General features: G+C 43.0%; 13 protein-coding genes. All 13 read right to left on the minus strand.

Annotated features, from left to right (window positions below; translation table 11 throughout):
• Positions 1 to 140 precede the first annotated feature (140 nt).
• On the minus strand, positions 141 to 1,922 hold the full coding sequence (gene uvrC, locus EP737_RS09600; RefSeq protein WP_129727751.1) for an excinuclease ABC subunit UvrC: 1,782 nt from the start codon (positions 1,920 to 1,922) through the stop codon (positions 141 to 143).
• A 12-nt stretch (positions 1,923 to 1,934) separates the two neighbouring features.
• Entirely contained in the window at positions 1,935 to 3,365 is a 1,431-nt protein-coding gene (locus EP737_RS09605; RefSeq protein ID WP_129727752.1) for a glycosyltransferase family 39 protein, read from the minus strand.
• 61 nt (positions 3,366 to 3,426) lie between these two features.
• A complete protein-coding gene (locus EP737_RS09610; protein ID WP_129727753.1) occupies positions 3,427 to 4,341 on the minus strand; it encodes an FTR1 family iron permease in 915 nt (304 codons plus the stop codon).
• Positions 4,342 to 4,369: 28 nt separating this feature from the next.
• Complete coding sequence (locus EP737_RS09615; RefSeq protein ID WP_129727754.1) at positions 4,370 to 5,125, minus strand: hypothetical protein; 756 nt, start codon at positions 5,123 to 5,125, stop codon at positions 4,370 to 4,372.
• A 66-nt stretch (positions 5,126 to 5,191) separates the two neighbouring features.
• Positions 5,192 to 5,944, minus strand: coding sequence for a glycosyltransferase family 2 protein (locus tag EP737_RS09620; protein WP_129727755.1), 753 nt, complete (start codon positions 5,942 to 5,944; stop codon positions 5,192 to 5,194).
• Positions 5,941 to 7,413 carry an alkaline phosphatase family protein gene (locus EP737_RS09625; protein ID WP_129727756.1) on the minus strand — a complete coding sequence of 491 codons (1,473 nt, stop codon included), beginning with the start codon at positions 7,411 to 7,413 and terminating at the stop codon, positions 5,941 to 5,943. Before EP737_RS09625 ends, EP737_RS09620 begins: the two co-directional genes overlap by 4 nt.
• Entirely contained in the window at positions 7,401 to 8,336 is a 936-nt protein-coding gene (locus EP737_RS09630; protein ID WP_246040214.1) for a lysylphosphatidylglycerol synthase transmembrane domain-containing protein, read from the minus strand. Before EP737_RS09630 ends, EP737_RS09625 begins: the two co-directional genes overlap by 13 nt.
• The gene (locus tag EP737_RS09635; protein ID WP_129727758.1) at positions 8,302 to 9,249 is read right to left on the minus strand and encodes an SDR family NAD(P)-dependent oxidoreductase; all 948 of its coding nucleotides are present in this window, start codon (positions 9,247 to 9,249) and stop codon (positions 8,302 to 8,304) included. Before EP737_RS09635 ends, EP737_RS09630 begins: the two co-directional genes overlap by 35 nt.
• Before the next feature lie 455 nt (positions 9,250 to 9,704).
• Positions 9,705 to 10,883, minus strand: a complete 1,179-nt coding sequence (locus tag EP737_RS09640; RefSeq protein ID WP_129727759.1) for a hypothetical protein — start codon at positions 10,881 to 10,883, stop codon at positions 9,705 to 9,707.
• 324 nt (positions 10,884 to 11,207) lie between these two features.
• Positions 11,208 to 11,375: a hypothetical protein gene (locus tag EP737_RS25515; RefSeq protein ID WP_165350738.1), complete on the minus strand. Its 168-nt coding sequence runs from the start codon at positions 11,373 to 11,375 to the stop codon at positions 11,208 to 11,210.
• 330 nt (positions 11,376 to 11,705) lie between these two features.
• Positions 11,706 to 12,020 (minus strand): thioredoxin, encoded by a 315-nt coding sequence (trxA, locus tag EP737_RS09645; protein ID WP_129727760.1) that lies wholly within the window; start codon positions 12,018 to 12,020, stop codon positions 11,706 to 11,708.
• 204 nt (positions 12,021 to 12,224) lie between these two features.
• Positions 12,225 to 13,202, minus strand: a complete 978-nt coding sequence (locus EP737_RS09650) for an electron transfer flavoprotein subunit alpha/FixB family protein (RefSeq protein WP_129727761.1) — start codon at positions 13,200 to 13,202, stop codon at positions 12,225 to 12,227.
• 40 nt (positions 13,203 to 13,242) lie between these two features.
• The gene (locus tag EP737_RS09655; RefSeq protein WP_129727762.1) at positions 13,243 to 14,016 is read right to left on the minus strand and encodes an electron transfer flavoprotein subunit beta/FixA family protein; all 774 of its coding nucleotides are present in this window, start codon (positions 14,014 to 14,016) and stop codon (positions 13,243 to 13,245) included.
• Between the last annotated feature and the right edge of the window lie 59 nt (positions 14,017 to 14,075).

The raw sequence follows: 14,075 nt of genomic DNA on the forward strand, positions 1-14,075 counted from the left end.
ATAAGCATCTATTACCATTATAGCATCATGGAAGTTATAACCGACTAGCGAGTCATTAGGCAAAGACAGAAGCGAAGTTTCGCTTCTACTTTACTCCTGTCAAATGACTTCTAGCTGGAAATTTATACTCTCCTATAGTGCTAGAAGGAAGCTTGTTCAAAGTGACTTCGTACTGCTTCAGCTACATTCTTCGGCACACCGGCTGCTGTAATTTCCTCGATTGATGCTTCCTTTAGCTTTTTAACAGAACCAAAATGCTTCAAAAGCTGCTTTCTTCGTTTTTCTCCTACACCTGGGATCTCGTCAAGTACAGATTGAATGGCTGACTTACCGTGCAAATGACGATGAAACGTGATCGCAAAACGGTGTACCTCATCTTGGATCCGCTGCAGCAGATAAAACTCCTGACTGCTTCGTTCCAGTTCTATTGGTCGCGCGGACTCTCCTATAATAAGCTGCGATGTACGATGCTTTTCATCCTTCATCAGACCGGCAACAGGAATAGACAAGCCAAGTTCATTCTCCAATACATCTATCGCTGCGCCAAGCTGTCCCTTTCCCCCATCAATAATAATAAGATCCGGAAGCGGAAGATGCTCGCGCAGCACACGAGAATAACGGCGCCGTACAACCTCACGCATCGATTCATAATCGTCAGGTCCTTGCACCGTTTTAATTTTATATTTCCGATACTCTTTTTTATCCGGCTTGCCATCGACAAACACAATCATTGCAGAAACAGGATTTGTTCCTTGAATATTCGAATTGTCAAACGCCTCAATTCGGCTCAGTGTTGGAATCCCCAGTGCCTTCCCTAAATTCTCCACAGCTTTAATCGTGCGCTCCTCATCACGTTCAATAAGAGAAAACTTTTCCCTCAAAGCAATATCTGCATTCTTGGAGGCTAAATCAACAAGCTCCTTCCGCTTGCCCGTTTTTGGCTGTGATACGTCCACCTCTAGAAATTGCTGTGCCAGCTCTTGGTCGATAGCATTTGGGAGTACAATCTCCTTTGGCTTAAAATGATTATCCTGTGCGTAAAATTGTCCAATGAAGGTGAGAAATTCCTCCTCAGGCTCATCATAGATTGGGAACATGGAAACATCGCGTTCAATTAGCTTTCCTTGGCGAACAAAAAATACCTGTACACACATCCAGCCTTTATCTATCACATAGCCAAATATATCCCGATCAAGTAAATCGCCCATAATCATTTTTTGCTTCTCCATGAGCGCATCCATATGAGCCATTTGATCCCGCAGTTCCTTTGCACGTTCAAACTCTAGCTTTTCAGCCGCTTCGTACATTTTAACCTCAAGCTCCGAGCGAATATCCTTATGACCGCCATTTAAAAAACGGGTAATTTGGTCAACAATTTCCCTATTTTGCTCTTCCGTCACATCCTTGATACAGGGAGCTAAGCATTGTCCCATATGATAATACAAGCATACCTTGTCTGGAATGTTTGTGCATTTGCGCAATGGATACATGCGATCAAGCAGCTTTTTCGTTTCATGGGCTGCCTGTGAATTTGGATATGGTCCAAAATATCTTCCTTTATCCTTCTTGACGGTTCTCGTGATAACGAGACGCGGCTGCTTTTCCGCCGTAATTTTCAAAAACGGATAGCTTTTGTCATCCTTAAGCATAATATTGTATTTTGGATCATGTTTTTTTATTAAATTTAATTCTAAAATAAGCGCCTCTAAATTTGAGGACGTAACAATATACTCAAAGTCAGCAATCTCATTGACCAGACGATACGTTTTCCCGTCGTGCGTTCCTGTAAAATAAGAACGCACACGATTTTTGAGCACCTTTGCTTTGCCTACATAAATAATCGTGCCGTGCTTGTCCTTCATTAAATAACAGCCCGGCTGATCTGGCAAAACCGCCAGCTTTTCACGTAGCTTCTCTTGCATACCTCTCCCCCTCTAGTTGCTTCTCCATTCATATAAAATAATTTCACTGTAAACTGGGTCGAATAAAGGATTCGATCGGAACTCTGCCACCTTTTTCAGATTCCCTTCTACCCGCGCCCCTTGCTTGCGAAATCCATCTATGAGGTGGTTCGTAACGTATATTGTATCATTTTGCCGATATTTTTTGTCTTGTAAATAATAGTCATATGTGTAAAAGCGCTCATGTTCATATGATACACGCAAATAATCCATCACTCTCGTTTCCTCCCATGTGTATACAATAAGCGGCTGTTTCCGCTCCTCTAGGTAGCGTGCAAGTTGATAGGTAGCCGGTTCCTGTGAAGCCTGCTCTTTCACAAAAGCCAGCCCGGTCACCAGCTGTGCGATAGAAAACATCAAAAGCAGCCACTGACTCACGGGACGTGCCTTTACAGAGGAAACGGCGAACAAAAACAAGAAGAGCATAACAATTGGATAGGAATGTCTCGGTTTATCAATATTTTGTGCAAGTAAATTCCAGAGAAAATAAACTGCTGTTATCGCAACAAGCAGCTGCGTCTCCCATTTCATCTCCCTATGAAAGTGCCTCTTCTTAGGAACCACCAAGAAAGCAACGAGCAAAGCAAGGATAACACCTGAAACAAGCGATTTGGAAAGAACGCCAACGTATACAATATTGGTAACAACAAGACGATACAGCCTCGACACAATCGGTTCTTTTGTTTCTGTCACAGCCCCGCCCCACTCTGTAAAGTGCCCCTCTACAAATCCGAAGGCTAGCTTTAAAAGTCCGTCTATTCCTCCCACATTCCAGACAAGCGCACTTACCCAAATCAACTGCAGCAAAGCAGCAAGCAAAATGAGGGAAACAACCCGCATTGTATTTCGATTGTGCCTGCAAAATAAAAGAAACATAATGCCAATCCCAAACGGAGCATACGATAAGCGGATTCCCATGAGAAGCGCAAACAATACAAGCGGCAGGACTTGAAAACGAAATCCCCTCTGTTCAAAAGCAATTATGAGCACCCACATATACCACCAAACAATTGACAGCGCAGCTCCCTCTGACATAGATTGCGTGACGAGAATCGAAAAATAGCTGCTTGTTTGCAATAACGCAACAACAATGAAAGATTGTGTAACTGTTACATAACGGCGTGCCAGTTTGTACATGGGAAAAATCGCGGTTACTGCCAACGCGGCATTCAGGATAGCGAGTGCCTGCGTAGGGTTGCCAATCCAATGATGGATCGCCATTCCTCCCAAAATAAAAAACGGATATCCAGGAAAATGCGGCTGCATATTCGCTATATCATACTCATCAAGCGCGAGAGCAAAATCCACTTCATCCCACGTTGAAGCAAATGGACTTGCATATAAAAAGCGGATAATGGCTGCTGCTATAATCAAAACAATTGCTGCTCTCCTTACAAAATGCATAATAACTCCCCCTTACTTACCTGCTAAAAAAAGTACAAGGCGCATGCCTTGTACTTTTAATTCATTGATTATTTGCTTGTAATACTTTTTTCGCCGGTTCCGCTTTGATCTTTGTGCTTGGCTGCTTCGATGAAACGAACAAATAAATTACAACATAGTAGCCAAGATACACAATCACCTCTTCAATCGACGGCATCGAAGAATAACCGAGAAACGCTTTTAGGAAAATACCGATATCACCAGATAACAGCGGTGCAGTTCCTGTATCGCGTAAATAATGATCATAATCAATTGGATGCTCCGGAAGCAGCCATGTAATATCATATAAATGAGGGATTACGCTGCCCAAAAGCTTGATATCCTGTAAAATGCCTACTCCCTGCACAAGTAAACCAGCTGCAATAAGAACGATAAACACTCCTGTCGTTTTGAAAAAAGCCTTTAGTGAAATACGCATCGTTCCTTTAAAGAACATATAGCTCACCAGTGCAGCTGCAACTGCACCGGAGATTGCTCCCCATCCTTGCATCGCCTGACCAATGTTGCCGCCCGTAATCGCCGCAAAGAAAAAGACTGTTTCAACACCTTCACGTACTACAACAAGGAAGGAGTGCATAACCATACCAATAACGTTTCCAGCTGTAATGAACTGCCCCATTTTTCCTTCCACGCTAGACTTTATGTCCTTACTATGCTCTGCCATCCAAAACACCATTTGTGTGAGCAAAATGGCTGAAACAAACATAATCCCAATCTTCAAATAAATCTCGCTGCCCATGGCCGCAAAGCCCGTGAATACAACTTGAAAAAGAAGGGCGATGAAATAGCTCGCTGCAACCGCAAGACCTGCCCCCATCCAAACATATTTCACAAACTTCTTATTGTCTGTTCGTTTTAAGTACGTTGTAATAATGCCAACGATTAGCAAAGCCTCCAGCACTTCGCGAAACGTAATGAGAAACGCCTGCAGTTGCATTGCTCTTCCTCCCCTTCATAGTCCTTCATTATTTCCCTCTTTTTCGTACTGCATATACAATAACACCAACAAGCACAATCACAATGATGACAATTGGCAGCCAGTTCTTCAAGCTGCTGAGATCTGTCCACTCTGTCTTTTTCGCTGCTGATGTCGTTTCCTCACCAGCCGCTGTAAAGTGACCAGACTTTAAGCTTTCGACTTTAAATTCCGTCTGCAAATTGCTTAAAATGATTTTTTTGCTTTCTACGAACTGATCCTTGTTTGCTTCCTTTTTTCCAACTCCGAACAATCCTGGATTTCCAAGTGCTTCAAGTGCCTTGTTAAATTCACCGCGCAGCTTTGTATCAAGCTCTTTATCCTTGCTTGCGATTATTGGCGAAAGTGTTTCATAGGTTGCAAATCCCTTTGCCAGCAATCGCTTGCCCGTATCATAATCGGTGAAGTTTTCCTCAATACTCGACAAACGGCGGTTAATATTGAGGACAAGGAGCTTTTGCATATTTTGTGTAAGCTCATCTTTTTGCTTTTTTTCAAAGTTTTGCATAATTGCTTTAGAAGGCTCTGGTCCCATATGCATATCAATTTCTTCACGAACCGTTTCATAAATCTTTTTTGCTTCTGTATAGTTTGGCGGATTCTCATCAAGCTTCGTGGCCATTTGCTTATAAGCCTCAGCAATGGCTTCCTCGTTCGGATTTCCGTACGAATACGCAAAGATGCTCGTATGTATAGAAAATATTGCAAAAATTGCGACTAAAAAGGATAAAATAAACTTTTTCATAACTAGTTCCCTCCCGCGTTTAATGATAATGATTATCAATTTTATTGTCAAGAGAAGAAATACTCATTAGGAGCATTTCTTCTCACTTGTTAACAAATGTGCCTCATAATCAATGGGCACCTGCCGTACAGGGCGGCTTATTTCTCGAAAAATAGCTGGCAGCACATTGAACAGATACTTTCGAAATTTAATGAAGGACTCCCCGGTTTCTCGTACCTTATACGTAATGGGAACCTCTTGAACACGAAATCCTTTTCTTACCAAATTCAAGGTTAGCACCTGCGCATAATTGTAATCATGCACAATTTCCCCATGCTCCATCGCCTGGCGAGAAAAGGCACGCATACCAGACTGTCCGTCATAGATCCATTTTCTAAGAAGCAGAGATTGTAAAAGTGTAAAGCAATAGTTCCCAAGCCTTCGATGCAGCTTCATGCCGCGAATCGTTCCTAAAAAACGCGATCCCATCGTATAATCAGCTTTCCCTTCAAAAATGGGCAGCAAAATATCAGGAATTTCATCCGCCGGATATTCGTTATCGGCATCAATCATGACTCCAATGTGAGCCCCGAGCTTACAGCACTCCCCAAGTGCAGTCCGTACCGCTGCACCAAGACCCTCATTTACAGGCTTTGATACGATATAATCGGCTCCTGCTTCTCTTGCAGCTCGTACTGTTCCATCGGTTGATCCATCGTCAACAACTAGCACCTCTACGAAAACATCCGGATGAAAATAACGCGGCACATTGCGAATCACCTCACCAATAGCCTCTTCTTCATTATGTGCCGGTAAAAATACAATCACATGCTGCTTCATCCTTTTTTTCTCTCCTCAACAGCATCCAACAAAACAGGGCCGCGGCTGTGTGACGGATACGGAGCCCCAAGCAAATACGCGATTGTCGAAGCAACGGATACTAAACTTTGTTTTTCTTCAATCCGAACGCCTTCCTTAATACTTGGACCGTACATAAAAAACGGTACAATCCGCTCTCCCTCATCTAAATGGCCATGTCCGCCGATGCCATCCGCTTGTCCATGATCCGCACAAATGATAAAAGTCGTATTTTCTGCTTTTCCTGTTTTCTCCAGATGCCCAATAAAATCTTTTACATGCTGATCCGCTTCATATATTTTTTGAAGATACTCATCATATAATACCCCGCGACTGTGACCAGTTTGGTCTGTTGAAATAAGCTGTACAATGAACAAATCCGGGTTCTGTTCATCCATAATTTTTTTGGCTTTTTTCATAATTTGCGAATCTACAATATCATTCTTCATCACAGCTGTGTATGTTTCTACATCATCGCCAAATGCATCAACAAGGTGGGCTACTGCAAGCATTTTCCCCTTTTTCCCAATCTTGCGAAGCGAGTCAAAAATACTTTCCACATTTACGCCGTGCTTCCAAACCATATTAGATTTAATTCCATGCTCAAATGAGTACGTACCGGTAAACATGGACGAGAAACAAACGACTGTCCGAGCTGGATACACTGTTTCCATATTTGTAAACTCCGTACCATTTTTTCGAAGAGAGTCCAAATACGGTGTATGCGCAACATCAAAACGGTCCTTTCTCATACCGTCAATGACAATGACCACAACCTTATCGCTAATAGCTTCTGTTGGAACAGGCGCATTGTTCGTATATGTCGCAATCGCCTTTGGCTTCCAATCAAATAAATTACGATGCAAAATGATTGTATATAGCAATAATCCGCCGTAAAACATAAGAAGCAACGAAATATCAACAGAGGCAAAGCCGCCCGCAGAGAGTGCATTAAAACCATATTGCCAAAGTGACAGCACAAGCAAAAACTTAGGCAGCTGTTCTTGCGCGTTGCCGCTTGTAGAATCGCTGTTTTTTAAGACAAGCTTCCAAAAACGCGTGAAATTGAGCCACGACGTGCCAATGCGTAAATGATAATAAAACGTTCCCCAAAAAAAGACGGTAAAAAAGAAGTACAACCCGATTGCCAGCAGCAAAAGAGATAATGTAAACTGTCCAAACATCATCAAATAAGCAATGAACGGAATCCATAAATAGTTTCGCAGAAATAATGGAAAATCAAATATATAGTATAAAACAAGGAGCGGCAGCACAAGAAGAAGGCTGCCGAGCATATTCCCCCAAAAGCTTCCCGTTCCAACTTCTGCGATATGGAACAAAAGGAATGTTCCAATAACAAATATCGGCGTAAACGGTTTTCCTTCATTTAATAAATTCCAACAACGTGCCGCCACTTTCTCAAACTTTGATGCTTTTTTTACTTCCTCCACTCGTTAGTCTCTCCCTTCTTTTTATAGCGCAGATACGAGGCAAGCTGAATTGGATATATAAGAAAGACAAGCAATCCCGCTCCATATGAAAACAAAAATTTAAAGCCGTGACTAAGAAGCGCCCATTCATACGCCTTTTGCACGGGCACACCAACAGCCCTAAGCGCAAATGTCATCACAGTTTCATATGTACCGACCCCGCCCGGTGTTAGCTGAAATACTTGACCGGCAATGGTAACGCTATTTACCCATACAGCCTCCCAGAAGGAAACATTGCTGCTTATGCCAAAAATAACGAAAGCTTCAAAAATCCAGCTCACCGCAACGAGCAAAACGATAGCTGCGCCGCGCCCTCCTTGCAAAGCACTGCTTAGCTGCTGGAGCTGCTTCTGAAGAAAGCTAGGGGCTTTATGGCGCAAAAATAAGGCGATGATTAACATCAGGACACTGCCCAACACAAACAGCAGCACACGGACACTCAGCTGCTGAAACAGGAGCAGCGTCCCAAAGGCGCCGAACAAGCCAAGTATTAACAAATCGAGCAGGCGCATCACAATAACAGATTGCGCTGCTTCCGCCCAGGAAACACGCCCCCGTTTCGTCACAGCAGCAATGCGGACAGCATCACCGATTTTCAGTGGTGACAAATGATTTACAAGCAGACTATACAACAAACCGTACAATCCTTCACGCAACGTAATCTTCTCATGCAAATATAAACGCCAGGCATAAGTCTTCAGCAAAAATGAAGCTCCATACAAGCCGACGAGCAAAGCAAGTAAAATGGGACGATGCAACAGAGATCGCATCTGCATGAAAAGGGACTGTAAATCCAACACATGAAAGGACAACCCAACAAACAAAAACAAGCAAGCAACACCAACAATCCTAAAGAAGATGCGCATGCTTTCTTGCCCAGACAACTGTCCGTTCTAAACCTTCCTCAAACGAAACACTCGGTTGATAGCCTAGCTTCGTTTGTGCCTTTGTAATATCCGCCCATGTTGACGTCACATCACCCATTCTCCCTTCTTCTTGCTTTACGCGCATAGCTGGGAAATAACGGCGGAGCTCATCTAATAGCTCCGTCATCAGTACAGGAGCATGAGAGCCGAGATTGTACACATCGCTATGTTTAGATTCTAGCGTAAGCACGATGCCGTTTACAATATCATCAATGTATGTATAATCGCGGCCGGTTCCTGTGCCATACACGCTAATCCCCTCTTGCCGAAGCAGCTTGCGCAAAAAAATCCCAATCGCCATATCAGGTCGGCTCCAAGGTCCGTATACCGTAAAAAAGCGCAATATGTTTACTTGAAAGCCGTACATATATTGAAACGCATAGCAAAGCGACTCTGCGCCAAACTTGGAAGCGGCGTACGGAGACAATACTTTTCCATTAGCCATATGCTCGGCAAGCGGCATTCCCACTTGCTCTCCATACACAGAAGAGGAAGAAGCGAATACCACCTTCTTAACTCCCTCTTCTCCTGCACATGAGAGAATATTAGTTGTTCCTTTTACATTTACATCTATATATAAGGACGGCATTTCCAAAGAAGGACGTACACCGGGCAAGGCAGCTAAGTGAACAACTGTATCAATTTTTTCCTGCTGTATGACAGCCCTTAGATCTTCTTTATGCAGCACATCGCACTCATAAAAAGATACTGCTCCATGCTGCTGCACCTGTTCAATATGATATTGCTTGCGCTCCCTTGAATAGTGCGGATGAAAGCTATCTAATAACACAACTTTCTTTCCATCCTGCAAAAGACGAAGCGCCAAATGGCTGCCGATAAACCCAGCGCCTCCCGTAATAAGAATGTTCACGTGCAGTTCCTCCATTTCTATAAAGAAAACTTGCCGACTGGCGAGCCCTGCCTTTGGGCGAAGACAAAGGCGTAGTTGCACTTATACTTTATTCCTAAAATTTCTCGCTGCGTCGAATTAGCATCCAGCTAGAAATTTATACTTTCTTAAAGTGTAAGAAAAGCGTAAGCGCCCTAGTTAACGCCGACAGACAAACAACCTGCGCACAAAACGCATGATTCGGACGGAACAAATACACAGAATTATTGCTTGTGTTCTTCACCATGAAAAGCGATTTTTTTTCCTTCTGCGGTGAAGATTATTTGACTGCGAGGGTCTGAGCGCTGGAGCTAGACAGCAATTTAAAAACTCTGCTTTCTTACTGTTGTAACAAAAAGAAGCAACCTTGCTTTCCAACAAGGTTGTCCTTTCATCTTAGTATAAACGATTTTTGTAAAAGCGCGTCCGATTTCTGCTTATTTTGTCGCTTGTACGACTTTATCAAGCACAGACTTGATTTCAGCTAAAGCCTTATCAGCTGCTGCTTTGTCCTTCGCTTTCGCAGCATCAAGGTACGCTTGTGTAGATGCTGTTAAAGCTGCTGTTTCCTGCTCGCCGATTAATGTCTTCAAGTCGCTCTCAATCATGTTGATGAACAATGCGCCTTCCATGGCTGTAATGGCACCTTTATCTTCATTGAACATTTCTTGGCTTTCTTTATACTCAGAAAGCGCCACATTCACCCAGCCACGTACAAATGTTTTGTTCACCAATGCTGGATCTAATGTTTTCACATCTGTTTGCAGATCAAATTGCTTTAAGATTGCATCGCCCTCTTCAGGAGAGTTCTTTTTCAAGTATGGATAGATTGCCTGGTAGAAAGCCCAGCCTTCTGCCTGCTCAATCTTTGCTGCTGTTGCATCAGTTTTTGCCTCCTCAGCTGCTTTTGTTGCATAACCGTTCGGCAGAGCACCTGTTGCAAAGTAGAATGTTTTCATAATTGTTTTATCAACCACCTGCTTGCCAAGTTGGAATGCAAGCTTATCTCCTTTGTCAATCGCTGCCTTCATTTCGCTGAAGCCGCCATTGATTGTATCTACCATCTTCGTTCCGTACGCTGCATCACGCTTTGTTACTGTGCCTTCAAGCACTTTATAGAACGTTAATGCTTCCTCATACTCTTCCTTTACTTCCTCTGTCTTGCCCCAATTTTCATCAATTTCTTTAAACTCATGACGCAATGTTTGGAACAATTCCTTTTGCATCAATTTATCAAATAGCTGACGCGTGATAATTGGATCCATTTCTTTCTTTTTGCCCGCTTCTAGCGCTGCTGTAATCGTTTGGTCAATTTGCTCTGTAAATTCAGCATCACGTGCTTGTACAAGAGTTTGCAGGTTTTCTTTGTATAAAGTTGTTACCTTATCAAAATCAACTTCTTGTCCTGCCTTTGCTTTGTCTAGCTCTGTAACTGCATCCTTATACGCCTGCACGATTGCTTCTTTTGTTACTTCTGCTGTTGTCTCTTCTTTTTTCTCTGCTTGCTCTGTCTTTGTCTTTGTCTCTGTTGAGCCTGCAGTCTCCTGCTTAGCACATCCCGCAAATAAAATGGATGTTACCGCTGCTGCTGATAATACCTTTAACTTCCAATTCATGTCTTGCTCCCCCTATTTCTGTACGTGATAACGATTTTCACTTTAACTATCGTCATTATAGGAGAGAATAATTATCATTGTCAATGAGTTTTTCTTAGAAATGTTTACATTTAAACTTAGCAAGATTAACAATATTCGTATAATACATATATTTTATGTATAACAACATACTTAAAAATCATTTTATTATGTTATCAAGAGTCGATTATTCATATTCGCGAGATTTGTGACAACGAAAAATCTACAGTCTCCTTAACAAGATAAAACAAACTATAGTAAGTTGACCCAAAGGTCACTGAAAACGTGACCTTTTGGGAATTAGCGTTACCCTTGAGGATCGGACGCGTCTACTTCATCCAATGACAGCTTGAAAACCTTCGTATACTCGCCTCGTTCTACCTCTTCCGGCGTTGCGCTTCGCTCAAGCTCCTGCCCACGGTCCAATCCAGGAGCAAGAACCGGTTCAGCTTCATTTGTGTTTTTTCGTTTCATAAGCCTGCACCCCTTTCATGTTATCCGTTCCCTTTTAATATAAGGAGTATACATGATAGCTTAACAACAGGACATGCCCCACTATGTTTTTAACCAAGTTGTCCACCTGGTCATTTACTTCATATAATGAAGGAATAAAAAAAGAAATCACCTTTTCTAACCCCTTGCTTCAAATCTGTCCATAAAGAAAACTCGCCAATTGGTAAGCCATTAGGCGAAGACAGAGGCGTAGTTGCACTTATACTGTATTCCTAAAATTTCCTGCAATATAAAAAACCTGGCACTAAAGCTCACCTTTAGTGCCAGATTTTTTATGAACCGCATTTGAAATTAGAAGTGCTTGGATACTAGCTCCACTAATGCTTCCTTCGGCTTATAGCCTAATGCTTTATCAACGATTTGGCCATCTTTCATAACAAATAAAGATGGAATGCTCATTACTTCGAATTTTGCTGCTGTTTCTTGGTTTTCATCTACGTCTACTTTTACAACCTTCACTTTTCCGCCTAATTCTTCGTCAATTTCAACTAATACAGGAGCGATCATTTTGCAAGGTCCGCACCACGGTGCCCAAAAGTCAACTAGTACTAGACCTTCTCCTGTTTCATTCGTGAAAGTTTGATCAGTTGCGTTTACAATTGCCATTTTAAGTTCCTCCTTATAGCGAATCTAACCAAAAGTATATCACTATCTTTTCAGCGTGGCGAATATTATGTACCGTTATGTATTGTCTCAATTTGCTTTTTATTTATTCATGACTTGCATTCAAAAAGCAAAGCCTGAAAGAGATTATCCCATAGGCAAATGCAAAAAGCGAGAAGATCATCCCCTCTCGCCCTTTAGATCATCCTATGAACGAACCGTCAGCTTTTTGAACTCCTCTGTGAGAAGCGGTACAACCTCAAATAAATCACCAACAATGCCATAGTCTGCTACTTTAAAAATATTCGCTTCCGGATCCTTGTTAATTGCTACAATTACCTTTGAGTTGGACATGCCAGCCAAATGTTGAATGGCTCCGGAAATACCGCAAGCAATGTATAGATCAGGGGTTACGACCTTTCCTGTTTGCCCGATTTGCAGCGAATAATCACAATAGTCAGCATCGCATGCGCCGCGAGAGGCTCCTACTGCCCCTCCGAGCACCTTTGCAAGCTCCTGCAGCGGCTTAAAGCCTTCCGCGCTTTTCACACCGCGTCCGCCAGCAATAATTACCTTCGCTTCTGATAAATCTACACCCTCTGCTGTTTTGCGGACAACCTCCTTAATCGTCGTACGCAAATCCTTAATCGTAACCGCAAGAGACTTCGTTTCACCTGTGCGGGACTCATCTAATGCAAGAGGTGCAATATTATTTGGCCGTACGGTCGCAAGAAGCAGGCCAGCTGTTATGATTTTCTTTTCAAATGCTTTACCGGAATAAATCGGGCGTGTAAATACAACATTTCCTCCTGCAACCTCTAGGGCTGTTACGTCAGAAATGAGACCTGCGCCTAGCTTTGCGGCAATCCTTGGCGACAGATCCTTTCCAAGTGCTGTGTGCCCCATTACAAGACCTTCTGGCTGCTCTGCTTCCACCGCTGCTAAAACTGCCTGCGCATAACCATCAGATGTATAAGACTTCAGCTTTGCATCTTCTACTGTTATCACGCGGTCGGCACCGTATTGAATCAGCTGAAGAGCCAAGGAAGCCACACTCTCACCGATCAGAAGACCGATGACATCACCGCCCTCCGCCATTGTTTTTGCTGCGGACACGGCCTCAAATGACACATTTCTCAACGAACCGTCACGTACCTCTCCTAAGACCAGTACCTTACGAGCCATCTCATCCACCTCCGAGATATGTTTGGCGCTCTTCACAAACTTAGACGACCTTTGCCTCCGTATGCAGCAGAGACACTAGCTCCTTCACTTGCTGAGCAAGATCACCCTGCAGCACCTTTCCTGCAGCTTTTTTTGGCGGTACGTACACCTCAATCGTCTTCGTTTTCGCTTCTACATCATCCTCTTCTAAATCAAGGTCATCAAGATCCATTCGGGCAAGCGGCTTTTTCTTTGCCTTCATAATTCCCGGTAAGGATGGATAGCGCGGTTCGTTTAAACCTTGCTGCGCAGTTACGAGAAGGGGAAGCGTTGTTTCCACCACTTCCGTATCTCCCTCTACATCGCGTTCGATGCGGACGTTCACGCCATCAATCTCCAGCTTTGTAATTGTCGTTACATATGGAATGCCAAGTGCCTCTGCGACACGCGGACCAACCTGGCCGGATGCACCGTCAATTGCCACATTGCCCGCTAAAATTAAATCGGCAGCTTTATCTTTTAAATACTCTGACAATACTTTCGCCGTTGTATACTGATCACAGATTTCTACATCATCTTCAATATTTATGAGTGCAGCCTTATCACAGCCCATCGCAAGCGCTGTACGCAGCTCCTTCTCCGCATCCTCGCCGCCAACTGTTACAACGGTCACCTCACCGCCCTTTGCGTCACGGACACGGATCGCTTCTTCAATCGCATACTCATCGTATGGATTTATAATAAACTCAGCTTCCCCATCATAAATACTGCCATTTTTAATAACAATCTTCTCTTCTGTATCGAACGTTCGCTTCATCAGTACGTAAATGTTCATTCCACATTCCCCTTCCGAAATGTAAAACATACAATGAATTACAAATATTCAGTTTATTT

The organism is Ectobacillus funiculus (assembly GCF_004138295.1).
Lineage (GTDB): Bacteria > Bacillota > Bacilli > Bacillales > Bacillaceae_G > Ectobacillus > Ectobacillus funiculus.